General features: G+C 51.2%; 21 protein-coding genes. 11 read left to right on the forward strand and 10 right to left on the reverse strand.

The features are described from left to right. Positions 1 to 135: 135 nt before the first annotated feature. Positions 136 to 1,050: a LysR family transcriptional regulator gene (locus GW590_RS01775; protein ID WP_169401298.1), complete on the reverse strand. Its 915-nt coding sequence runs from the start codon at positions 1,048 to 1,050 to the stop codon at positions 136 to 138. Between the two features lie 145 nt (positions 1,051 to 1,195). Here GW590_RS01775 and GW590_RS01780 point away from each other — a divergent pair, with 145 nt between their 5' ends. Together GW590_RS01780 and GW590_RS01785 are read left to right on the forward strand one after the other, a co-directional pair. Beyond that, on the forward strand, positions 1,196 to 1,933 hold the full coding sequence (locus GW590_RS01780; protein ID WP_169401299.1) for an SDR family oxidoreductase: 738 nt from the start codon (positions 1,196 to 1,198) through the stop codon (positions 1,931 to 1,933). A 452-nt stretch (positions 1,934 to 2,385) separates the two neighbouring features. Then, positions 2,386 to 4,158 (forward strand): carbohydrate-binding protein, encoded by a 1,773-nt coding sequence (locus GW590_RS01785; RefSeq protein ID WP_169401300.1) that lies wholly within the window; start codon positions 2,386 to 2,388, stop codon positions 4,156 to 4,158. A 222-nt stretch (positions 4,159 to 4,380) separates the two neighbouring features. Here the strand turns inward: GW590_RS01785 and GW590_RS01790 are convergent, their stop codons facing one another. The 4 genes from GW590_RS01790 to ftrA all read right to left on the reverse strand — a co-directional run bounded on the left by GW590_RS01790 (position 4,381) and on the right by ftrA (position 8,100). Beyond that, positions 4,381 to 5,184 carry a MetQ/NlpA family ABC transporter substrate-binding protein gene (locus GW590_RS01790; protein WP_169401301.1) on the reverse strand — a complete coding sequence of 268 codons (804 nt, stop codon included), beginning with the start codon at positions 5,182 to 5,184 and terminating at the stop codon, positions 4,381 to 4,383. Between the two features lie 19 nt (positions 5,185 to 5,203). After that, entirely contained in the window at positions 5,204 to 5,872 is a 669-nt protein-coding gene (locus GW590_RS01795; protein ID WP_169401302.1) for a methionine ABC transporter permease, read from the reverse strand. Beyond that, positions 5,865 to 6,890, reverse strand: a complete 1,026-nt coding sequence (locus tag GW590_RS01800) for a methionine ABC transporter ATP-binding protein (protein ID WP_169401303.1) — start codon at positions 6,888 to 6,890, stop codon at positions 5,865 to 5,867. The genes GW590_RS01795 and GW590_RS01800 overlap by 8 nt, the downstream gene beginning before the upstream one ends. Before the next feature lie 235 nt (positions 6,891 to 7,125). After that, entirely contained in the window at positions 7,126 to 8,100 is a 975-nt protein-coding gene (gene ftrA, locus GW590_RS01805; protein WP_169401304.1) for a transcriptional regulator FtrA, read from the reverse strand. A gap of 86 nt (positions 8,101 to 8,186) precedes the next feature. Between ftrA and GW590_RS01810 the strand changes: the two genes are divergently transcribed. Continuing rightward, entirely contained in the window at positions 8,187 to 8,585 is a 399-nt protein-coding gene (locus tag GW590_RS01810) for a rhodanese-like domain-containing protein (RefSeq protein WP_169401305.1), read from the forward strand. A gap of 22 nt (positions 8,586 to 8,607) precedes the next feature. Here GW590_RS01810 and cuyB read toward each other — a convergent pair whose 3' ends face one another. From cuyB to GW590_RS01825, 3 genes are all read right to left on the reverse strand, one after another. Further along, positions 8,608 to 9,357, reverse strand: coding sequence for a cysteate racemase (gene cuyB, locus GW590_RS01815; RefSeq protein ID WP_169401306.1), 750 nt, complete (start codon positions 9,355 to 9,357; stop codon positions 8,608 to 8,610). Beyond that, entirely contained in the window at positions 9,350 to 10,366 is a 1,017-nt protein-coding gene (gene cuyA, locus GW590_RS01820) for a D-cysteate sulfo-lyase (protein ID WP_169401307.1), read from the reverse strand. Before cuyA ends, cuyB begins: the two co-directional genes overlap by 8 nt. Before the next feature lie 118 nt (positions 10,367 to 10,484). After that, on the reverse strand, positions 10,485 to 11,510 hold the full coding sequence (locus tag GW590_RS01825; RefSeq protein WP_169401308.1) for a malate/lactate/ureidoglycolate dehydrogenase: 1,026 nt from the start codon (positions 11,508 to 11,510) through the stop codon (positions 10,485 to 10,487). A gap of 399 nt (positions 11,511 to 11,909) precedes the next feature. Between GW590_RS01825 and GW590_RS01830 the strand changes: the two genes are divergently transcribed. The 4 genes from GW590_RS01830 (at position 11,910) to GW590_RS01845 (ending at position 15,808) form a co-directional block, all read left to right on the forward strand. Further along, the gene (locus GW590_RS01830; protein WP_169401309.1) at positions 11,910 to 12,932 is read left to right on the forward strand and encodes an ABC transporter substrate-binding protein; all 1,023 of its coding nucleotides are present in this window, start codon (positions 11,910 to 11,912) and stop codon (positions 12,930 to 12,932) included. Positions 12,933 to 13,013: 81 nt separating this feature from the next. Further along, entirely contained in the window at positions 13,014 to 13,874 is an 861-nt protein-coding gene (locus GW590_RS01835; RefSeq protein WP_169401310.1) for an ABC transporter ATP-binding protein, read from the forward strand. Continuing rightward, on the forward strand, positions 13,834 to 14,700 hold the full coding sequence (locus GW590_RS01840) for an ABC transporter permease (protein WP_169401311.1): 867 nt from the start codon (positions 13,834 to 13,836) through the stop codon (positions 14,698 to 14,700). The genes GW590_RS01835 and GW590_RS01840 overlap by 41 nt, the downstream gene beginning before the upstream one ends. Positions 14,701 to 14,722: 22 nt before the next feature. After that, positions 14,723 to 15,808 carry an iron-containing alcohol dehydrogenase family protein gene (locus GW590_RS01845; RefSeq protein WP_169401312.1) on the forward strand — a complete coding sequence of 362 codons (1,086 nt, stop codon included), beginning with the start codon at positions 14,723 to 14,725 and terminating at the stop codon, positions 15,806 to 15,808. A gap of 53 nt (positions 15,809 to 15,861) precedes the next feature. Here the strand turns inward: GW590_RS01845 and GW590_RS01850 are convergent, their stop codons facing one another. Further along, positions 15,862 to 16,734: a LysR family transcriptional regulator gene (locus GW590_RS01850; protein ID WP_169401313.1), complete on the reverse strand. Its 873-nt coding sequence runs from the start codon at positions 16,732 to 16,734 to the stop codon at positions 15,862 to 15,864. A gap of 115 nt (positions 16,735 to 16,849) precedes the next feature. On the opposite strand from GW590_RS01850, the gene GW590_RS01855 reads away from it, so the two are divergent. The 3 genes from GW590_RS01855 (at position 16,850) to GW590_RS01865 (ending at position 21,005) form a co-directional block, all read left to right on the forward strand. Continuing rightward, on the forward strand, positions 16,850 to 17,833 hold the full coding sequence (locus tag GW590_RS01855) for a nitrilase family protein (RefSeq protein ID WP_211186585.1): 984 nt from the start codon (positions 16,850 to 16,852) through the stop codon (positions 17,831 to 17,833). A gap of 322 nt (positions 17,834 to 18,155) precedes the next feature. Further along, positions 18,156 to 19,103 (forward strand): Gfo/Idh/MocA family protein, encoded by a 948-nt coding sequence (locus GW590_RS01860; RefSeq protein WP_169401315.1) that lies wholly within the window; start codon positions 18,156 to 18,158, stop codon positions 19,101 to 19,103. A 477-nt stretch (positions 19,104 to 19,580) separates the two neighbouring features. Next, positions 19,581 to 21,005, forward strand: coding sequence for a carbohydrate-binding protein (locus tag GW590_RS01865; RefSeq protein ID WP_169401316.1), 1,425 nt, complete (start codon positions 19,581 to 19,583; stop codon positions 21,003 to 21,005). Positions 21,006 to 21,134: 129 nt separating this feature from the next. Here the strand turns inward: GW590_RS01865 and GW590_RS01870 are convergent, their stop codons facing one another. After that, a complete protein-coding gene (locus GW590_RS01870) occupies positions 21,135 to 21,578 on the reverse strand; it encodes an ester cyclase (RefSeq protein ID WP_169401317.1) in 444 nt (147 codons plus the stop codon). 117 nt (positions 21,579 to 21,695) lie between these two features. On the opposite strand from GW590_RS01870, the gene GW590_RS01875 reads away from it, so the two are divergent. Continuing rightward, positions 21,696 to 22,610, forward strand: a complete 915-nt coding sequence (locus GW590_RS01875) for a LysR family transcriptional regulator (protein ID WP_169401318.1) — start codon at positions 21,696 to 21,698, stop codon at positions 22,608 to 22,610. Positions 22,611 to 22,674 lie beyond the last annotated feature (64 nt).

The following is a 22,674-nucleotide window of genomic DNA, read 5'->3' on the forward strand; positions in this document are numbered from 1 at the left end:
TGAATACGAGATGAACGGCAGGTTAACGTTCTTACACAAACCCGACCCTTCACTGCGGCAATAGGCACACATTGCTAATAATCGCTGGCGGCACGCAGGGCGTAGTGGCTGGGCCGTTTTGCGCCAATATCAGTATCAGACGTCTGGGTGAGGGGGAAAACGAACGCGGTACAGGCTAATCAGCCAGTCAATAAAAACGCGCACCCGCGGGGATAGCTGCCGATGATGCGGATATAGCGCAGATACCGACATCCCCGGACTTTGCCACTCAGTGAGTACTTCAACCAGTTGCCCGTCACGCAATGCATTTTCCAGGTGATAACGCGGTAACTGCACCAGGCCGCCGCCGCGCAGCGCGCAGATCACGTAGTTTTCTGCGTCATTGACGGTGATCCAGCTTTTAAGGTGATACGCCTGGACTTTGCCATTGACGATCAGCTCCAGCGGATAATTGACGCCACCTGCCGTAGAGAAAAAATTTACGCACTGATGGGACGCCAGTTGGTCAGGATGTTGCGGCGTGCCATGTCGACGCAGATACTCGGGGCTGGCGCAAATGACCTGCGGCAGCACCGCCAGATGGCGCGCCACCAACGATGAGTCATGCAATTTGCCGGCACGAACCACGCAATCGATCCCTTCGCGCACCAAATCTACCAGCCGGTCACCGCTACTGATCACCAACTCAATATCCGGATAGCGCGCATGAAATTCATCGATCTGCGGCAAAATAGTATGCATGGCATGAACACCGTGCAGATCAACACGCAGCACGCCACGCGGTCTGGCGACCACATGCCGCAATGAAGATTCCGCATCGTCCAACTCGGAAAGGATCTGCACACAGCGTTCATAGAATGCCTGACCATCCAAAGAAGTGCGCACATGGCGCGTGGTTCGTTCCAGCAAGCGACTGTCGAGATGGCTTTCCAGTTGTTTAATGGCATTACTGGCGGTGGCCCGTGGAATGCCAAGCTGGTCGGCCGCCTGGCTGAAACTGCCCAGTTCAACAATGCGAGTGAACAACTGCAAAGTATCAAATTTATCCATAGCTGTGACACCGCCCGGTCATTATTAATAATAATGGAATTATCATATCAAATTATCGACCTTTATCCTCGGTGGATAAACACTATTATAAATGTCGAACCCCGTCTTAACTGACGGGTTCCCTACAACACATCGGGAGAAACACATGAACAACGCAACAAAAACAGCTCTGGTTACTGGCGCATCCCGGGGTATCGGCAGGGCTATTGCACAGCGTCTGGCAAAAGATGGCTTTACGGTTATCGTTAACTACGCGGGCAATGCCGCCAGCGCAGAAGAGACCATACAGGAGATTATCGCCCAGGGTGGCCACGCTGTGGCTATTCAGGCCGATGTCGCCAGCGAAGCCGATGTCAGCCGACTGTTTCTGCAAGCCAAAGCGATCACCGGTCAGTTGGACGTGGTGGTGCATAGCGCCGGCATTATGCCGATGGCGAAAATCACCCCGGCCGGTCTTGCCGATTTTGACAAGGTGATCCATACCAATCTGCGCGGCGCTTTTCTGGTCTTGGCCCATGCTGGCGAAGCCGTTAGTGACAATGGACGTATTATCGCGCTCTCCACCAGCGTGATCGCGAAATCCTTTCCGGCCTACGGTCCTTATATTGCCTCTAAAGCTGGCGTCGAAGGGCTGGTGCACGTACTGGCCAATGAACTCCGTGGCCGTAATATCACGGTCAACGCCGTCGCACCAGGACCAACGGGGACTGATCTGTTCTTTAACGGCAAGAGCGATGAACAGATCGCCGCGATTGCCAAACTGGCACCGCTGGAACGTATTGGCACCCCCGATGAAATCGCCAATGTTGTCGCCACATTGGCCGGCCCGGACGGTAGCTGGATAAACTCGCAGGTGATCCGCGTTAATGGTGGTTTTGCCTGATTTCAGTCTTTGTGCGGATAACCTGGTTATCCGCGCTCCACAAGGCTGAATAATTTTCCAGGAGCAAATATCGGATATTGAGTAATCAGAAATTAATAAATAATATTTATTTTATAAAAAACAAAATAGAAATTAAAATAACCTTATTGAACGAATTGGCAGTAATTAATAATTTCCTTACAACGCCAGCACTTAATTGCAACGAGTAACATCCCCCTATTCTCTTTTTTACCCCATCATGCAAAACTCAGGTATTCACCCTATATTGCAATATATAAAAAATAAGCAATCATATAGCGCTTTTAGGAATTTACTTATGTCAGTAAAAACCAATATCTCGTCAAATTACTGACCAGAATAAAAAGTACTTTAGCTCACACTCCGATTTTTTCTTGACCCGGCGTTCATTTATTTATTTTGTAGTTCAAAGGGATTTTAATTAAGGATATTTTATGAAGAAACTTATTTTACCTCTGCTGATTGGCAGCGCCTTATTAGTACCCCCCACTTTTGCCGCTGAACACAATCGAGCCATCAGTTATTTGACCTCATGGGGTGTGGACAATCAGGCAGAAAAAGAAATAGCCCGCGCCAAAGTCGATACACTGTTGTTATCCTTCGGTCGATGGGAAGCCAACGGTGATATTCATATCTCTGACAATATCATTGAGGCCCCCACCGACGCTTACTGGATCTCTTCCGCCTATTTAAGCTGGACACAGTTCAAGTTCGATAATCCGCAACACAAGGTTATGGTGGCCTTTGGCGGTCAGACTTATGAATCAATATGGAGCTATCTGCAAACCGCAGAAAACCGTGAAAAAATTGCCCAGAACCTGGTGGCGTTGCTGCAGAAAAACTTACCGGTTTATAAAAGAGTCAATGGCCAGAATCAGTACACGCAGGTGGGAACCACCCAGTTGGACGGTATCGACTTTGACTTTGAAAAAGGCGCTCGTGTCACCGCGGAAGAAAACGCCAATCTGCTGGATCTGGCTAAACGCGTCCGTCAGAAAATTGCTTTGTTGCCCACTAAAAAACTGCTCAGCCTGACCACCTACCACGTCGGGGCAGACCCGATTGAATGCGCCAATGTTGCGGTGACTCAGGATTGTTCCTACATTGAACCTTCTCGCTCTCCTCATCACGGTGAAGTACTGCCACTGCTTAAAAATGGCAAAGACGTCTTCGACTTCTTTAACGTGATGGCCTATGACGCAGGTAAACGTTTTAAATACGATGTCGCCATGGCCAACTATGCGAGAGCCGTGGGTACGCCAGCTAAAATCGTGCTGGGGGCAACGATTAACCAGCAATGGGGACCAGAAGGCAGCTTCGTCGAAAATTATCAAAATAACATTGAGCGCGCCGCATGGCAGGCACGCAATAACTACGGCGGCTTTTTCGTCTGGACTCTCGGCTCCAATACACAAAGCATGCCTTTCGCCGAACAGGTGAATTACATCAACCATATGAAAGAAGCCGCTGAAGAAGCTGCTGGTACAGAAGATTTGGTGAAACCGACCACACCAACCGCACTGCAAGCCACAGTCAACAAGGGCAGCATCTCGCTGAACTGGAAAGCTTCTACGGATAATATTGCGGTCACCAGCTACCAGATCCACCGTAATGGCAGCAATTACAGTACCACCACCAGCACTCAGTGGACGGATCCATCGGCACTTGCTGGCGTGGAATACCGCTATTTTGTAAAAGCCAGGGATGCCGCCGGTAATCTCTCCGCGGCCAGCAACGAAGTAAAAGCTAAAATCGAATCGACCCAGGAGCAGGTAAAACCCAACGCGCCGACCGGTTTGAGTCAGTTGTCGGCCACCAGCAATAGCCTGAGTATTAAATGGCAGGCGGTGAGCAACACCACGATTAAGCACTACCAGGTATGGCGCGATGGCATCAAGGTGAAAACAGTTACCGCAACTCAGTTCCAGGATACAGGACTGGCCGCCGGTAAAACCTACACCTACTACGTTACTGCCGAAAGCGACAAGGGTCTGATATCCAGCGCCAGCAGCACACTCCAAGCCAAAACCCAGGATGAGCAGGTCGTCACACCAGGCCCAGCAGAAGGTGACTGGAAAGTGGGCGTCAACTATAAAGTGGGTGAAGTCGTGACTTATCAGGGTAAAAAATATCGCTGCCTGCAGGCGCACCCGGCTATGGCACACTGGAACCCGGCTGCAGCGGGCTCGCTGTGGCAGTTGCAGTAAGCGGTTAATCTCCACACTTTTTAGTTTCAGGGGTTAATCAATAAAAAAGGCCGGTTGCCCGGCCTGAGTTTGATGACAAAGTCGTCTTGATGATCGAGATACCCGGGCATAGCACACCTGGGGGCGCTCCGGCGGGCAAGCCCGCTACGACCCCAACGGTGCACTCTCCCTAATAACGGACTTTGTCAGCAGTCTGAGGCCGGTTGCCCGGCCTTACTAAAATCAGTTATTAACCGGAATAACAGCACCTTTATATTTGGTGCGGATCCAGTCCTGGATCTCTTTCGAATGCAGAACTTTTACCAGTGCGACGATATCTGGCTTATTCTCATCACCACGGTGAACGGTAATGATATTGGCATAGGGGTTATTCTCGCCGCTTTCAACCGCGATGGGGCCTTTTACCGGGTCGAGACCGGCATCAATGGCGTAGTTGGCGTTGATCACTACCGCATCCCCTTCATTGTTGTTGTACATCTGCGGCAGCAGTGCACCTTCAACGTTAGCCAGGAAGTTCAGGTGTTTCGGGTTGGAAACGATATCGGTAATGCGTGCATCCACCTTGCTCACGCCAGGTTTCAGTTTGATCACCCCTTCTTTCTCAAAAATCGACAGGATACGGCCTTCTTCAGCCACAGCGTCACGCATAATCACTTTACCGTTCTCTGGCAGGTCTTTCAGTGATTTGTACTTTTTCGAGTAGATACCAATTGGCTCAATATGGATGGCACCGGCGCTGACAAAGTCATAACTTTTATCGTCGGCATGATCTTTCAGCACGCTTTTCAAATAAGGAATGTGCTGGAAATAGTTGGCGTCGATATCATGACTGGCTAGCGCAGTGTTCGGCAGAATGTAATCCTGGAAAGGTTTGATCTCCAGATCGATACCCTGCTTGGCCAGAATAGGCTTTGCCTGCTCGAGGATCTCGGCGTGCGGCACGTTAGAAGCGCCAACGGTCAACGTATCAGCCCATGCACTCAGGCTCAGTGTTGCCGCGATCAGCAGCGTCAGTGTTTTTTTCATTTTATTTTTCCTAAAAAAGTTAACGTTTGTCGAGCCGAGTAGTGAGGGCATCACCTAAGAACTGGATGATAAAAACAATCACCAGGATCATTACTGTGGCAACCAGGGTGACATCACCGTGGTTGCGCTGAAAACCCTCCAGATAGGCCAGGTTTCCCAGACCGCCTGCGCCAATCACCCCCGCCATCGCGCTATAACTGACCAGCGCAATCAGCGTGACGGTAATGCCGGAGACCAGCGCCGGAGATGACTCCGGCAGCAGCACGCGAAAAATCAGAGTACTGATACGTGCGCCCATCGACCGCGAGGCTTCAATCACCCCTTTGTCGACTTCACGCAGACTAATTTCCACCAGACGGGCATAGAAAGGTGCCGCACCGACGATCAGCGCTGGCAGTGCGGCATTCGCGCCGAGAATGGTGCCAATTAGCGTTTTGGTAAACGGGATCAGCAAGACAATCAAAATGATAAACGGGATCGAACGGAACACGTTGACCAGCACCGAAATCACCGAATATGCCGCGCGATTCTGAAACAGTCCGCCGCGAGCAGTCAGGAACAGCACCAGCCCAAGCACAATGCCCAGCACAAAGGTGGCAGCACCGGAAAGCGCGGTCATATACAGAGTTTCACCGGTGGCGGCCCACAGCTGTGCCAGCTTGAGATGAGGAAACAGGGTGTCAAACATGGGTCACCACCTCGGTGGTAATGTCATAGCGATGTAAATCCGCCAAAATACGCTCAAGCTGGCTGTCGCTGGCCGCGACCTGTAACCACAGCTCGCCAAAGGTTCCGTGAGTGGTTTGCGTCATTTTTCCATGCAAAATATTAAATGGCAGGGCATATTTCAGCGTCAGTTCGCCGACGATCGGCTGCTGAGTGCTGACCCCAATAAAGGTCAGCTTTAATACGCAACCGCCCTGGGCATCCACCAACTGCGGATTAAACGGCGTATTGGCGCTGCTGTATTCGGTCGTCTGTTTGACAAACTGACGGGTGATCGGCTGTTGCGGATGAGTAAATACCGACAGCACTTCGCCCTCTTCCACAATGCGCCCGGCTTCCATCACCGCCACGCGATGACAGATTTTGCGCACCACATGCATCTCATGAGTGATCAGCACAATCGTCAGCTGTAGCTGGCGGTTAATGCTCAGCAGCAGATCAAGAATTGAATCGGTGGTTTGCGGATCGAGCGCCGAAGTGGCCTCATCACACAACAGCACATCCGGGTTATTTGCCAGCGCACGAGCAATCCCCACGCGCTGCTTCTGTCCGCCGCTAAGTTGCGCCGGATAGGTATCTTCTTTACCGGTCAGACCAACAAGTCCAATCAACTCCTGCACTCGCTGCTTGATCACCGCTTTCGAAGCACCGGCAATTTGCAGGGGAAAGGCAATATTTTCGCTGACGGTCCGCGACCACAGCAAATTGAAATGCTGGAACACCATACTGATTTTAAGCCGTGCCCGGCGCAGCTGTTCACCAGTGGCATCAGTGATGCACTGACCGGCGATGGTTACGCTGCCGGACGTGGGTTTTTCCAAACCGTTCAGTAAACGAATCAGGGTACTTTTCCCTGCACCGCTATAACCAATAATGCCGTAAATCTGCCCTTGCTCTACCTGAAAACTGACGTCTTCAACGGCAGTTACCGGACCCGAACTGGCGTTGAATACTTTAGAAACGTTGCGTAAAACTATCATTCGTTGCCTGTTATCTGCCGTCATATCAGCGAAATCGGCTGATTAATTGAAATGATGATTTTTCATTTATTATTGATAAAACTAATCGCTAAGCGATATTAGTCAGGTCGCTAAATATTGCAAACGACTTAAAAATTATGGCTTATAACCAAAATGAAGATTTGATTTAAATTTAATCAAGAAATTATCGAAAGGAGGAATAAGCGGCGAGCAAAGCAAGGTCTAATACGACCTGCTATTCACTTTGGCCAAAGCGGGCACGATATTGCGCCGGGGTGGTGGCGAACTGACGGCGGAAATAGAGACGGAAGTTGGTGGTACTGCCAAAACCAGACACCTCGGCAATGCGCATAATGGTCAAGCTGCTCTCTTCCAACAGACCACGGGCTTTGCTGAGTCGTTCGGCCATTAGCCAACGCGCCGGAGTGGTACCGGTAGCATCCTTGAAACGGCGCAAAAAGGTGCGCGTACTCATGCCGACTGACTGGGCCAGTGCGGCAATAGGTGCCTCGGCGGGAAGCTCCCGCCGCAGACGATCCAACAATGGCCCAAGTCGGGCACTTTCGTATTGACTCGGCACCGCCCGTTCGACGAACTGTGCCTGACCGCCGTCGCGATGGGGCGGGATCACCAGTCGACGGGCGACCATATTGGCTTTGGCGGCACCAAAGTCGCGCCTCACCAGATGCAGGCAAAGATCGATACCTGCAGCGCTACCGGCGGCGGTCAGTACCTGGCCATTATCAATATAGAGCACATCGGCTACCACGCTGATATCCGGATAACGCGCCGCCAGCATTTCGCTGTAACGCCAGTGGGTGGTGGCGCGGCCGCCCCGCAATAGTCCGGCCTGCGCCAGAACAAAGGCGCCGGAACATATAGAGAGAATGCGCGCACCACGAACATGAGCTGCCTGTAATGCCAAGATCAGGTTATCCGGAGCGGGTCTGTCGATATGGGTCCAGCCGGGGATAATAATGGTGCCAGCCTGCTCCAGCAATTCCAGCCCGCCATCCACCAGTACGCGAATACCGCCACTCGCTCGCAGCTCGCCGGGGTCAACGCTGGCCACGGCAAACTGATACCAGTTATCGCCCATCTCAGGTCGGCGCAGGCCAAACACTTCAACGGCAATGCTGAATTCAAAAGTGCAAAGACCGTCATAGGCCAGTGCGACAACAGAAAGATTATCAGGGAATAATTTTGGCATGATTCAGATGTTATATGTCATTAGTGCCATCTTCCAGCGAAAGCTGTGCCGGGCTTACTATAAAGCCTGACCCACAGGAGAATAACATGAGCTATGTATCTGAAATAAAAGCAGCTTCACCAGAGGATGCCCGCGTCTGGTTTGCCAAACGCCTGACGCTGGAAACCGACTGTGCCGATGTGCACGCCGCCATGAACGCCAATGAGATGGATTTTGTCCTGTTACAGGTGGTCGGCCAGCCGCAGGCTTTCCGGCAACGGCATATCCCCGGGGCATTGCATCTGCCGCATCGGGAAATGACCGAACAGCGCATGTCACAATGGCCAAAAGATCAACTGTTCGTGGTGTACTGCGCGGGTCCGCACTGTAACGGCGCCGAACGTGCAGCATTAAAGCTGGCAGAGCTTGGCCGACCGGTCAAGGTGATGATTGGCGGGATCACCGGCTGGGAAGATGAAGGCTATGCCTTCGCAACCGGCGAATAGTCAGGGTAAATAAGCCGAATGCTCAAAGCGTTGTTTGCTGCATAAAGCCATCTGCAAACTGATGTCCGCTGTTTTGCCACAAGCTGACACAGGTCTGCGCCAACACCGCGGTGGGATCGATCGACAATAACTGCGCTGGCGACTTGATAGCCGCCAGCGCCACAGGCACTTCGGTACAAGCGAGGATTAAACGCTCGGCACCGCGAGCCAGCAGAGCATTGGCCAACTGTTGCAATAACCTGCCCGCCGTCTGTAACTCACCGCGTTTTACCGCATAGCAGCCTGGTACAAACCATTGCTGCATCTCCTGCTCATCAGGCAATAGGGAGTCGATACCCAACTCAGCCAGACGCTGCTGATACCACCCCGCCGCCAGCGTGCCCTGGGTAGCAATCAGCCCCACGCGTGCGGGGCGAGGTGATAAACGCGCCACCTGTTCCACCGTCACCTGCGCGATATGCAAGATAGGCGCCCGACTGGCGGCAGCCAGTGGTGCATACCAGTGATGCGCCGTATTACAGGGCATGACGATATGACTGACCGCGAGACGATTAAGCTGCTCGACGGCATGCAGTAACTGCGGCAGCGGCGACTCGCCGGTTCCCGCCAGCGCTTTTTGCCGATCGGCAATTTGTGGCACATTCCAGGTCACCACCGGCAGATGATCCTGGTCACGTTGCGCGGGCGTGCTGGCGAGGATTTTTTGTAATAAATCCAGGGTCGCCAGCGGTCCCATGCCGCCAATAACGCCCAATAACAGGGTTTCAGCCATGTTTTACGGCTTGCTGTAATACCGGGCGATAGCCAAACAATCCGGCAGAACCACCGGTGTGAATAAACACCACATTGTCGTCTTTGCCAAAATGCCCCTTGCGCACCAAATCGATCAACCCGGCCATGCCTTTGCCGGAGTACACCGGATCAAGCAAGATCCCTTCCAGCTGCGCCAGCAAGGTTACTGCCTCCAGCATACCGGCCGTTGGCAAGCCGTAGCCATCGCCAACATAATCACTGTTGACCACAATGGCGCTGTGCGGAAGTTCGCCCGGTACGCCCAATAAATCGCGGGTGCGTTGGGCCAGGGCATAAACATTTTGTTCCTGTTTTTCTCTTGGGGCACGCACGCTGATACCCAATAGCGGAATACCGCTGTTGGTGGCAGTCAGACCGGCCACCAGCCCGGCTTGCGTACCGGTACTGCCGGTGGCATGCACAATATGGTCAATGCGCAAACGCTGCTGGCTCGACTGATACAGCAGTTCTTCGGCACAGGCAACATAACCCAGAGCACCAATCGGGTTGGAACCACCGCCAGGAATAATATAAGGTTTATGCCCCTCGCCGCGCAGTTTGTCTGCCAACTTCTCCATAGCCAAAGCCATATCTGTACCGGCCGGTAACTGTTCGACAATGGTGCCGCCCAACAGATTATCCAGTAACACATTGCCTGAGAGCTGGTAATCATCACCGCTATCTGCAACCCGCTGTTCCAGCAATACCTGGGTTTTCAGGCCAATTTTCGCGGCGGCGGCAATGGTTTGCCGCACATGGTTAGACTGTGTGGCACCCTGGGTGATAATCACCTCAGCGCCAAGTTGCAAGGCATCCGCCAGCAAAAATTCCAGTTTGCGGGTTTTATTGCCACCGGTTGCCAGACCGGTGCAATCATCACGTTTGATATATAAATTCGGGCCGCCCAAATAACGGCTCAAATTGGTTAATGGTTCCAATGGCGTCGGAAAATGCCCTAAAGATAAACGGGGGAAACGTGCTAAATGCATAATAAATCCTTAATTAATTATTCTTCGATTAAGCCATTCCCGGGAAATAAACAGGCTTCCCGCGATAAATGAACAACCGCTGAATTATCAGCGGATAATAATGGGTTTAAAATCCGGCCTACAGCACCGACAGTTTTTGTAATTCAGCCAACTGCTGCCAGCTGACTTCATCAACTTCAATGCCGTGCTGCCAACGCTGCTGGTAAGCCTTCTGGGCTTTTTCGCCCGGCAGTAATATTTGATTATCGCTGGCGGAGCTTTTCACCCACTTCAGCAACTCGGGGATCTCCGCCTGATAACTGCTGGCGCCCCCCAACCGCTGTGGGTCAATTAATATGGACAACATGCTGTTGACGATACGCTTGCCAGGCTCTAACTGGCGTTCGGTCTTACCCCCGGTTAAGGCGGCACCCAATAATGAACAGACCAGGGATAACCCGGCACCTTTATGCTCGCCAAAGGCCAATAAAGCACCGAACGGCGAGGTCATTAACCAACGCGGATCGGTGGTCGGTTGCCCTTCATTATCTACTGCACAACCTGGCGGTAAGGCCTTGCCGGCATTCCAGGCAATACGTGCCTTATTACCGGCAATGGTGCTGGTGGCAAAATCGAGGATAATCGGCTGGCTGCCTTCGACCGGAATACCAGCGCAAAACGGGTTGGTGCCAAGACGTGCGGCTACCCCCTGCCAGGGCAAGACATTGGGGCGGCTATTATTGACATTGGCAAAATGCAAGGACACCAGACCAGCGTCAGCGGCCTGCTCGGCCCAGGCACCAATGCGCCCCAGATGATGGGAGTTGGCCAGGCTGATCACTGCCACGCCCGTCTCGCGGACGCGCTCAATGCCTTGTGTCATTACTTCTCGCCCGACCACCTGACCAAATCCCTGCTGGCCATCAAATGCAAGCAACGCCCCAAAATCCGCGGTTTTAACCCCACGCGCCCCAGGATGTAAATCACCTTCGGCTATGGCTGCAACATAACGTGGCAGCATGCTGACCCCGTGCGAGTCATGGCCTTTAAGGCTGGCTTCCACCAGATTATTCGCCACTTCACTGGCAATATCTGCGGCAACGTGAATGTCCGTTAAACGGTCGCGCAGGTATTCACGTAAATAACTGTGACTGAAAACTGGCATAATAACTTCCTGTATAACGATGTGAAATTACTATAACGCCAGCAAAAGTACCGATAACATATCAAATACAGATATTGATATGCGAAAAACAGATATTAAAAATAAGTGGCAAGGGAATTTTCAAAGCCAAGTCAGGCAGAATCAATCACAGGGAAGATACTTAAATTATCGCTAAGCTTATCCATAGATATGATAACGCCATTTAAAACATAAAAAATCATTAGATAACAATCCACTACAACAACAGGCATCGATAAGTTATAGCTTATAGCAAAAAACACCTTATAAATAAAAACCCTCAACCCTAGGATAAGTCATCCATTAAAAAATATGCCATCCTCACGCTTTCTGCCAGTAGCTTGGTTATTACTCTTTTGATTTAATTACGGCGAGGGTCAAATGAATTACTCTGCAAAACATAATAAACTTAAAACCGCAGTGGCCGCCTTTACACTTGTTGGATTGGGATTGGCGCCACTTGGCGCACAGGCAGAAGGCACATTACGCATAGCGCAACAATTTGGCATTGGCTATTTATTGCTGGACGTGGTGCGTGACCAGCATCTGATCGAAAAACACGGCAAAGCGCTGGGTGTCGATATCAACGTTGACTGGCGTACCCTTTCCGGTGCCACCGCCATTAATGAAGCCTTGATTTCCGGTGCTCTGGACGTGGCCTCAGCAGGGGTGCCGCCAATGCTTACCGTATGGGATCGCACCAATGGCAAACAAAATATCAAAGCCATTGCCTCGCTGGGCTCAATGCCGAACTATTTATTAAGCAATAACCCGGCAGTAAAAACCATTGCCGATCTGAGCGATAAAGATCGCATTGCCGTACCCGCTGCCGGTGTCGGCTTTCAGTCGCGCACCCTGCAAATTGCCAGCGCCGAGCGTTTTGGCGACAAGGATTACCGCCATTTTGACAATATCACCATCAGTCTGCCGCATCCCGATGCCAGCGCGGCGCTGATTGCCGGCGGCTCGGAAATTTCTGCGCACTTCTCCAGCCCGCCGTTCCAGTATCAGGCACTGGAACATGCCAATGTACATAAAATCCTTAGTTCTTATGATGTTCTCGGTGGTCAGGCAACCTTCAATGTGCTGTACGCCACCGAAAAATTCCATAATGACAATCCGAAAACCTACCAGGCATTCTACGACGCACTGGCCGAAGCCTCGCAATTGGTCAAAAACAACAAGAAGCTGGCAGCTGAGATCTATCTGCGCAGCGAAGACTCTCATCTGTCGACCGAGCTGGTGCAAAAAATCATCAGCGATCCGGAAATCGACTTTACCATTGCCCCAGAACGCACCTTTGTCTATGCCGAAAAGCTTTATCAGTTAGGGGTATTAAAAACCCAGGCCCACTCCTGGAAAGACTATTTCTTCCCGGAAGCCTACAACCAGCCCGGCAGCTAAGGGCCCTGAGACCAGCAACCCGCAATTTTAGCCTGTTGCCGTCATGGCGGCAGCAGGACACTCTACTAAGGCAGGCACTTTATGCTTATCGTCACAGACAACACGCCAACGCAGCCGTTATTGCAAGTTTCTGGTGTCGGGCTGGAATACAAAACCCAAAAACACCATATCCAGGCTACTTATGATGTGAGCTTTGACGTCTATCCAGGCGATCGTTTTATTTTGTTAGGGCCGTCAGGCTGTGGCAAATCCAGCCTGCTGAAAGCCATTGGCGGGTTTTTATCGCCCAGCCAGGGCACGCTGCGACTGGATGGTGAACTGATCCGTAAACCGGGTCCGGAACGTATGATGGTGTTTCAGGAGTTTGATCAGTTGCTGCCGTGGAAAACGGTGCTGGACAATACCCTGTTCCCTCTACTGGCCAGTAAAAAATTTCCGCCAAAAGAAGCGCGCGAACGGGCCCGCCATTTTTTGCATAAAGTCGGGTTATCCGCCTTTGCCGATGCCTATCCGCACACGCTATCCGGTGGTATGAAACAACGGGTAGCCATTGCCCGCGCCCTGGCAATGCAACCCAAAATTCTGCTGATGGATGAGCCATTCGCCGCTCTGGATGCCCTCACCCGGCAAAAAATGCAGGAAGAGCTGCTGGCGTTATGGGATGACGTGGGTTTTACCCTGCTGTTTGTCACACACTCTATTGAAGAGGCGCTGGTGGTGGGCAACCGTATTCTGCTGCTTTCACCGCACCCGGGGCGAGTACGGGCAGAAATCAATAGCCACCAATTTACGCTGAACGATTACGGCAGTAACGCCTTCCAGGCCAGCGCTCAGCATATCCACCAGCTGCTGTTCCCCGGACAACAAGCGGCGCTCAATAGATCTCCACAAGGTCATCAAGATGAACAGACAACCGCCCGTCCGAGCAGAATATCAGCGTGAACTGGAGCCGCTGCCCGCGATGGCGGTGGCCCACCCATTACCCTTGATCCAGCGATTATGGAACCAGACCTGGTTACGTAAAAGCGTGATCATTTTGGTACTGCTGCTGTTATGGCAAGCCGGGGCAATGTGGGAAAACAATGACCTGATGTTGCCGAGCCTCTGGCAAACCGGCCATGCCTTTATCGAAGATATGTTTAACGGCACCTTGCCGGCCAAAATTGCCATTTCGCTAAGTACCCTGCTCAGAGGGTATCTGATTGGCAGCCTGCTGGCCCTGGTGCTCAGTGCCTTCGCCGCCGCCACTCAGTTAGGGCGCGATTTACTCAGTAGCCTGACCGCTATGCTCAACCCCTTGCCGGCCATTGCCTTATTACCTGTGGCATTACTGTGGTTTGGTCTGGGTAACAGCAGTCTAATCTTTGTATTGGTGCACGCCGTACTCTGGCCGATGGCACTCAGCACATACAGCGGCTTCCTTGGGGTATCGGAGACCCTGCGCATGACCGGGCGTAATTATGGCCTGAAGGGCATACGCTATGTGATCTATCTACTGATCCCGGCTGCGCTGCCCGCCATTATCTCCGGCTTGAAAAATGGCTGGGCCTTTGCCTGGCGTACCCTGATTGCCGCTGAACTGGTATTTGGTGCCTCCAGCGGCAAAGGTGGACTAGGCTGGTACATCTTTCAAAACCGTAATGAGCTGTATACCGACCGGGTATTTGCCGGGCTGATTTCAGTGATCATCATTGGTTTATTGGTTGAAGGGCTGGTATTTGCCAGCGTGGAAAAACTCACCGTGAAACGCTGGGGTATGCAACGCTAAGCCCCAAAGAGGAAAGATTATTATGCTCGAAATTAAAGTGCCGCAAAGATATCTCAATCTTGACGGGGTGACCGCCAAAGTGGGGGAATATATTGCGCCCCTGGCACAGCAAGTGTTGATCGTTACCAGCCCCAGTGCATGGAAAGCGACCCGGGATCAGGTCGAGTACAGCTTGCAAGAACAGGGTATCGGCTTTCAACTGAGCTTTTTGTCGGGTCCTTGCAGTGAAAGCGCCGTCAATGCCATTGCACAACAGGCAAGCCTTTATGGCGCACAGCTGATCCTCGGCATCGGCGGTGGCAGAGTAATGGATGCCGCCAAAGCTGCTGGGGAAAAGCTACAGCAGTTGCCGGTGATTAACCTGCCGACCATTGCCGCTACCTGTGCCGCCTGGTCGCCAATTAGCGTGATCTATAATGACCATGGCGGACAAATTGGCCCGCTGACATTGCAACGCCTGCCGGTTTGGGTACTGGTGGACAGCCAGGTTATTGCTCAAAGCGACAGTCGCTACCTGCAAGCCGGTATCGTCGATGCGCTGGCAAAATGGTATGAATTCCAGCCCTATTTGCGCCAGGGTGACCAGGGACTCTCGTTGTTATTGAAAGCACAACCGGCCAGACTGGCGTTGGATACCTTTATCAGCCAGGGACAACAAGCGGTTAAAGACAACCAGAACGCAGAGGTCACGCCAGCGCTGCGCCAGGTTATCGATGCGGTGATTGCCCTTGCCGGCTTGGCAAACAGCATGCGTGATGAAATCCCGCGGGTTGGCATTGCACACGCCATTCACAACAGCATGACCCATATTGAGGAACTGCATCACTGGCTGCATGGTGAAAAAGTGGGGTTTGGCCTGGCGGTACAGGCGTTACTGGAGTCTGACCATGCGCAAACCCGTGAAGAGTTGTTGCCATTATTGAAGATATTTGGCTCACCACTGAGCTTGAGCTACCAGGGCAATGTGCCATCGGCCAATCTTGGGCAACAGATTGCGCAACGTATCCATATTGCGCCATCGGTGATCGCCCGGCTTCCTTTCCCATTGGACCAGGACCGTATTGCTAGCGCGATAGAAACTACCCTCAATCAATATCGTCCTCACTAAGCGGCAATAAAAACTCTCGGGGTGCCATGCCGCCCCGGGAGTGATATCCATTACTACGTGGGCATAGATGCGTCGGTATTTCCCACCATAGCGATAAAGTTATCGCGAATTAAATCCGCATAACGATCATCCCAGGCAATGCCGACATCCCAGCTCACATAACGTCCGGTTAACGGGATCTGATTAATGCTCGCCGGGGCAATATGCATAATGCTGTGCGGCAGAATTGCCACGCCAATACCGGCAATCACCAGTGCGAGAAGGGTTTGAATATCCCCCGCCTCCTGCGTTGACGACGGAAAAAGCTGAGCAGATTGCAGGTACATATCGGTTTGCGCATTCAGTCCCCGGCCACGCTCGTTATACAGGCGTAACAGCGGCAGGCGCTTTAACCAGGTTTCCACAGTGCAACCGTAATCTGCGGGTGTCACCATAATTAAATGGTCTTTGAATAACGCCTGATAATACAACGGAGCTTTCGCCGGAACCCGGACAAAACCAACTTGCAGTGATCCATTCTCCAACAAATCGTACTGTCTGGTTGACGGAATATCCTCCAGACTCACCTCAATTGCCGGGTATAACCGCCGAAATCTGGCGATGCATTGCGGGGCAAAATAGAAGCTGGACAGGCCAAACCCGATGTTGATCCGCCCTTCCTCTCCCCTGGCAATCTGCTTAGCATGTTGCAAGAAACTGTCGGCCTGCTTCAGCACCTTTATCGCTTCAGGCAGCAGTCGCTGCCCCCCCATCGTCAACTGGCTTCCATGGCGGCCACGAATAAACAGTGGCGTATTTAGCAATGACTCCAGCAAGTTAATCTGTTTGGTCAGCGCCGGTTGCGTCATCGACAGGGCCAGTGCCGCTTGCAAATAATTGCCCTTCTCCGCCAACACGACAAAGGCTTTCAGCAGCTTCAGGTTCATCTATTACATTCCATTTGGTAATCATGATTAAAAAACAATTCATTATAAAGTTATCAGCGAGATTGCTGTAATACCAACACTGTCTCGCCCCCAACTTTAGCTGTGGAGAAATTTGATGAGTAAACCGTTGCCAATTAAAGCCGCTGTTGTTCAGTTTCAGCATCAGGCCGGTAATAAAAAATATAATCTGCTGGTGATTGAGAAATTTATTGAACAGGCTGCCCTGCAAGGAGTACAGATCTTGGCCTTTCCGGAAATGTGCATCACTGGTTATTGGCATGTGCCAAAACTGCCTGCCGAACAGGTTGCCGCACTGGCAGAACCCCTGGCCAGTAGTCCTTCGCTAGCATTGGTGCGCTCGCTGGCGGCGAAGCATCAGATGATGATCTGCGTGGGTTTGATTGAGCGCGCTGAGAATGGTCATCTTTATAATGCCTATGTGGCCTGCATGCCGGATGGTGATTTTCATACTCATCGTAAATTGCATGCTTTTGAACACCAGGCGATAAGCAGCGGCGACAGCTATACCGTGTTTGACACCCCCTGGGGCGTTAAAGCAGGAATACTGATCTGTTGGGACAACAATCTGGTGGAAAACGTCCGCGCAACCACCTTGCTGGGTGCCGACATACTAATAGCACCGCACCAAACCGGTGGCACCCACTCACGCAGTCCGTACGGTATGAAACCGATCCCGCTCGCCTTGTGGGAGCAACGAGTGGAACGAAAAGAGGAGATCACCGCAGCTTTCCGCGGCGTCAATGGCCGGGAATGGTTGATGCGCTGGCTTCCCTCTCGCGCCCATGACAATGGTATTTTTATACTTTTCAGCAACGGCGTCGGCGCTGACGATGATGAAGTCCGCACAGGTAACGCCATGATCCTTAATCCTTATGGTTTTATTATCGAAGAAACCGACGCAGCGGCTGATGCGATGGTTACTGCCGAGCTTGATCTGTCACTCATTCCACTCAGCACTGGCCGTCGTTGGATCTACGGGCGACGCCCGGATTTGTATCACATTCTGACTGAACCGCAGGGTTATGAGCGCGATGCCATTACCGCACGTTTCTCTGAGGAAAAAACCGGTAAGAAATAAGATTTTACCGTCCCCATGCCACCATGTAGCCATCGTTGAACATAGACAGGTGGCTGTCACGCAAAGATGCCCGGTGCAAAATCAAAGCCCGGCGCATACACTATTAACCCTAAACATTCCCATTTTGCGCCGGGCTGGCTGACGCCATGCAAATTTGCCCGCAAATCCGATAGTTACCAAACGATAGCGCCAGTTGTAAGCCCGTTATAGGAGCTTATAACGGCATTAGACTCGGTGCCAGCATCAGACACGGCGCGGCTAAAACTCGTCATAAAGTAGTCATTTAACAATCAATTACAATTAAGCATGTGAGGGAAATGAGATGGCCGATATCGTAAATTGGGGCGTGCTTGGTTATGCCCGCATAGCAAGACTTTCCGTTATTCCGGCGATAGGCCGAGCGGCTAATGCCCGCCTGCTGGCCGTGGCCTCGCGCAATGCCGCTGACTTGCCCACAGATCAGTGGGAAAAAACCTATAACAATTACGAGGCCTTGCTGGCCGACGATGATATTCAGGCGGTCTATATTCCGTTGCCTAACTCCTTGCATAAAGAGTGGGTGATTAAGGCGTTGAACGCCGGCAAGCATGTTTTATGTGAAAAACCCCTGGGCTTAAACGCCGAGGAAGCACAGGCGATGCAGCAGGCCAGTAAAAAGCAGCAGCGACACTTGATGGAAGCGGTTATGTATCGCTATACCGACCGCACGCGGGTAGTAAAAGAGATACTCGATAGCGGCGTGCTGGGCGAACTTCGTCATATCAATGCTTCGTTCCGCTTTTTGCTGGATCGGGAAAATACCATCAAAGCAAAACCGGAATTGGGTGGCGGTGCACTTTATGATGTCGGCTGTTATCCGATAAATTTTGTCGGTATGGTCACCGGCCGTCTGCCGCTACGTTGCAAAGCGCTGGAGGAAACCCATGGCGGTGTCGATACCAATCTCTCGGCGCTATTGCAGTACGATGACGGCTTGATTGCCAATATTCACTGTGGATTTAATGCGTTTTCGCGAATTTACGCGGAAATTATCGGAACCAAGGGGATGTTGCAAATCGATAACACCTTCCTGGATGATGCCGGTGAAGTCTATTTACACCAGGCGGAAGGCGTGCGCGCCATTCCCGTGGCAGCATCCGATCGCTATAAGGCGGAAATCACCCATTTTTCCGATGCAGTGCTTAATCCATCATCGCCTTTGTTATCACTGGACGAGAGTATTATGAATTTGCAAGTTCTCGATATGATTAGAAAAAGCATACAGAGCTGAATACGCAAGGTGCGATGATAGCCTTGTGTGTATAACGGCCATGGGAGCAACGGTGATCGCTGAGTCGGTCACCGAATTGTATAATTGGGCTAGCCTCTGCAAATAACTCTTTACTGCCATCCATTTACTTTTCTGGAGCGATGATAGAGCTTTCTCAATTTATTTTAATTTCATTAATTATTATCAAAATGAAATTAAAGCCACCACAGTAAATACAAACATGAGTATAACCTGACACCCAGAAAAAAACTCGATAAGAAATCTCTTTATATCGTCCTGATATAAACCAGAACCGCTTGGTGAATTCTGCCACAGCAAAGAATATTCTTTAAATAGATACTTAAAAGCCTCAACAATACGGCATAAGTTCTTGCGGTATTTTGATTATATTATCTAAGCAAAAAAGCAATGCAGTAAATATTCCATTCATTGGAATTAACACTCCCCCGCCAGGAAATCTCTATTTAAAGGATTATTATGAAAATTAAAATAAAACCACTGAGAATATTAATCGCCATGTCACTCATGGCCACAGGCATGCCTGCCGCCATGGCCCATAACGATCAGGGGACTACCGCTACCCCAACCATCTATTTCGCTACCCATCCCAATATGAAGGCCAGTAACTCCCTGAGTTCAGTGTCGGCGACGATGGAGGTACAAGAGATGACCAGCGACACCGCGCCCTGGTACTGGGCCTATCAAGGATGGTTTATGAGTGAGGGGGCATTCTATTTTGGTCTGCAACCAAACGGTCACTACGGCAAAACGGCTCTATTCAGCGTCTTTGGCAAAGGCACACAAAGTAGTTTTTCTTCTTGTAAAGGTGGCGCCGACTCGACTAATCCGGATACCGGCATGAGCTGCCATATTCCTTATGATTGGGAAATTGGCCATAAATATACTTTTAATGTTAAGCGTATAAATCTGGACGCTAAGCAAAGCCTTGCCACCTGGAAAGGCATAGTCACCGATCAAACAACCGGCGAGCAAACAACTATCGGGGAAATCAAGGTTCCTGCTCGTTGGTCAGACATAGTGCCAAGTATCATTGGCTGGGCAGAATGGTTTCAAAATGGCGGGCTTACCTGCGCGCAACGCACCAATTTTGTGGTTAACTACAGCGCTGTCTCAGGTGTTTATTCCAACTCATCCTCGCCGTGGCACAGTTATGTTTCCGGAACCACGGCCAACACCTGTGCAACCTATGATAAAACCGGCCCTTACCCGGCAGAAGTGACAATGAGTGCCGGTGGGACATTTAATGATAGTAATAATCCGGGGCCAGGCGTTATTAAGCCGGTTGCCGTTGTTCCCGCAGACTTTACAGTAACACAGTCCTCCAGTTCGGCTGGCTACCCACTGGATGGTTCCGACAGCAAAAATGCCCAATCTTACAGCTGGAAAATTGTGCAGGGTGCGGGTGATTTCTGGCTACAGGAAAAGCAGGGTGGCATCTGGCTGCGCGAGGTGAAACAGGCCAAGGCTCGCGCATTGGTCCCGGCCAATAAAGTTGGAACAGCCGTCTATGAACTGACGGTTACCGGGAAAGATGGCACTCAAGACGCGCGTCGTGTGACGGTAACGGTGAAAGCGGCTAATAACAAACCGGAGATCCCTGCTGACGCGGAGTACCCAGCCTGGAAACAGGGTACCACCTACGTTGCTGGCAACAAGGTCACCTACGAGGGTGTCAAATATATTGCTAAATATTGGACCAATGAAAGACCCGCCAACAGCAATGCCTGGAATTTTGCCGATCCCAACTATCGCTCTGAGTGGAGTCCATCCAAGGCCTATAGCGGCGGCGCTCATGTCAGTTACCAAGGTAAAAATTATAAAGCGGCCTACTGGACTCAGGGTAATACGCCTGGCCAGCATGCAGTCTGGATTGCCGAATAAGGGGGAGTCAATCCGCTCGGTTGGCGCAAGAAATTACCCACTAGTCTATCCATAACGGAAAATGGGCAAAAGTAAGACGGCGCTTTGTTCGATACTGGCGCCGTCTTATTATCGTCGGTTGGCACGCCTTTAAGCAGCTGGAGGAAACTGACCTAATTGCATAAACAGACCAAACCAGTCTTCCAGATGCCAGGTGGTCGTAATACGCTCGCCGTTAAGCTGATGAATTTCATGTAAGCGGATGCTGACAAATTTACCGGTAGGCTCAATACCCATAAAATTTCCTTTATGGGTACCGGTAATTTCTGCGCGGACTGCAATCTGCCCAGGTACCTGTATCAGGTCATGAATGACGATCTGCACATCAGGAAAGGCTGCAGCGAACCCTTCAATAATCGGCTTTAGCCCTTCAGGACCCGGTGCCTGACCTGGAGCAAGGGGAATATCATTCCAGTCTGGCGTTACCGCCTCATAAATTAACTCAGGATTTTTCTCGCTAAATGCCTGATAAATTTTTTCAACGGCCTTACGTTCCGCTATAAGACGATTTGCCATTTCGTTATTGTCGGGCATTGTTATATTCCTCTGGCTGATAACATTTAATGTGGTTAATCTGAAGTACGCAGCAAGTATTACATTGGCATCAGCAGTTATTGAAATAAGAAATGAATATAGAGGAATATACACTTTATGGATTTTAGGGGGCTTGATCTCAATCTTCTGGTGGCTTTTGATGCACTGATGGAAGAACGGAATGTGACCCGCGCCGCCACCAGGGCCGCTGTTAGCCAGCCAGCGATGAGCGCGGCACTTTCTCGCTTGCGAACGCATTTTGCCGATCCGCTGTTTATTCGCAGCGCAGCAGGACTGCTGCCAACCGCCCGGGCAAAAGAGATTGGCCTGCACGTTGCCAAAGCCCTGAACGAACTGACAAACCTGTTGGTTACAGATGAACAATTCTCCCCGCAGAACAGAACCATGTCATTCACGCTGGGCATGTCGGAATACCCAATGATGGTATTACTGCCCTCGATTATGAAAGCCATTAATCAGCAGGCACCGGGGGTGACGATCCATGTGCAAGCCTATGTCGATCGCGATGAGGCCGTTGCCATGCTCGATAGCGGAAAAATCGACCTGGTAATCGGCATCCCACCGACGCAAGCTGAAAACAGAATATTATCGACGCCACTTTTCAGTGATGAATTTGTCACCCTGGTTCGCAGTGATAGTGAAGCCGCCAGAAGTGGGATGACGTTAGATCGCTATCTCAGTATGAGTCATATATTGGTCTCGCCGGAAGGTAATCACTATGGCCAGGTTGATGAGCGGCTCAGGGAGATGGGATTGACCCGCGAACTTCGCCTGACGCTGCCCACCATGTCTGCCGTCGCCAGAGTGGTTCAGCAGACCAATTATATTGCGACAGTTCTGAAGCGAAGCGTAGTAGTCAGCGAAACGGATGGAAGCATTGTTATGCTTAGCCCGCCGTTAGATATGCCGGAGATCCCCGTGCATCTGTTCTGGCACCGTCGATCCAATGACAGCAGTGCCCAACAATGGTTAAGAAAGCTGATTTGCGCGCAATCCAGTGAATTGATGTAAGTCTACCGGTTACGGGCTTGGGTGGCAGGATCCCATAAAATCTCCCCCAGGCAGCGTCCGCTGC

This window comes from Rouxiella aceris, assembly GCF_012933545.1.
Lineage (GTDB): Bacteria > Pseudomonadota > Gammaproteobacteria > Enterobacterales > Enterobacteriaceae > Rouxiella > Rouxiella aceris.

Coding starts and splice junctions, on each gene's coding strand:
- GW590_RS01855 (WP_211186585.1), top strand. CDS start 16,850: ATGAGTAAACCGTTGCCAATTAAAGCCGCTGTTGTTCAGTTTCAGCAT.
- GW590_RS01870 (WP_169401317.1), bottom strand. CDS start 21,578: ATGCCCGACAATAACGAAATGGCAAATCGTCTTATAGCGGAACGTAAG.
- GW590_RS01810 (WP_169401305.1), top strand. CDS start 8,187: ATGAGCTATGTATCTGAAATAAAAGCAGCTTCACCAGAGGATGCCCGC.
- GW590_RS01845 (WP_169401312.1), top strand. CDS start 14,723: ATGCTCGAAATTAAAGTGCCGCAAAGATATCTCAATCTTGACGGGGTG.
- GW590_RS01850 (WP_169401313.1), bottom strand. CDS start 16,734: ATGAACCTGAAGCTGCTGAAAGCCTTTGTCGTGTTGGCGGAGAAGGGC.
- GW590_RS01795 (WP_169401302.1), bottom strand. CDS start 5,872: ATGTTTGACACCCTGTTTCCTCATCTCAAGCTGGCACAGCTGTGGGCC.
- GW590_RS01800 (WP_169401303.1), bottom strand. CDS start 6,890: ATGATAGTTTTACGCAACGTTTCTAAAGTATTCAACGCCAGTTCGGGT.
- cuyB (WP_169401306.1), bottom strand. CDS start 9,357: ATGGCTGAAACCCTGTTATTGGGCGTTATTGGCGGCATGGGACCGCTG.
- GW590_RS01860 (WP_169401315.1), top strand. CDS start 18,156: ATGGCCGATATCGTAAATTGGGGCGTGCTTGGTTATGCCCGCATAGCA.
- GW590_RS01835 (WP_169401310.1), top strand. CDS start 13,014: ATGCTTATCGTCACAGACAACACGCCAACGCAGCCGTTATTGCAAGTT.
- ftrA (WP_169401304.1), bottom strand. CDS start 8,100: ATGCCAAAATTATTCCCTGATAATCTTTCTGTTGTCGCACTGGCCTAT.
- GW590_RS01775 (WP_169401298.1), bottom strand. CDS start 1,050: ATGGATAAATTTGATACTTTGCAGTTGTTCACTCGCATTGTTGAACTG.
- GW590_RS01785 (WP_169401300.1), top strand. CDS start 2,386: ATGAAGAAACTTATTTTACCTCTGCTGATTGGCAGCGCCTTATTAGTA.
- GW590_RS01865 (WP_169401316.1), top strand. CDS start 19,581: ATGAAAATTAAAATAAAACCACTGAGAATATTAATCGCCATGTCACTC.
- cuyA (WP_169401307.1), bottom strand. CDS start 10,366: ATGCATTTAGCACGTTTCCCCCGTTTATCTTTAGGGCATTTTCCGACG.
- GW590_RS01790 (WP_169401301.1), bottom strand. CDS start 5,184: ATGAAAAAAACACTGACGCTGCTGATCGCGGCAACACTGAGCCTGAGT.
- GW590_RS01840 (WP_169401311.1), top strand. CDS start 13,834: ATGAACAGACAACCGCCCGTCCGAGCAGAATATCAGCGTGAACTGGAG.
- GW590_RS01875 (WP_169401318.1), top strand. CDS start 21,696: ATGGATTTTAGGGGGCTTGATCTCAATCTTCTGGTGGCTTTTGATGCA.
- GW590_RS01825 (WP_169401308.1), bottom strand. CDS start 11,510: ATGCCAGTTTTCAGTCACAGTTATTTACGTGAATACCTGCGCGACCGT.
- GW590_RS01780 (WP_169401299.1), top strand. CDS start 1,196: ATGAACAACGCAACAAAAACAGCTCTGGTTACTGGCGCATCCCGGGGT.
- GW590_RS01830 (WP_169401309.1), top strand. CDS start 11,910: ATGAATTACTCTGCAAAACATAATAAACTTAAAACCGCAGTGGCCGCC.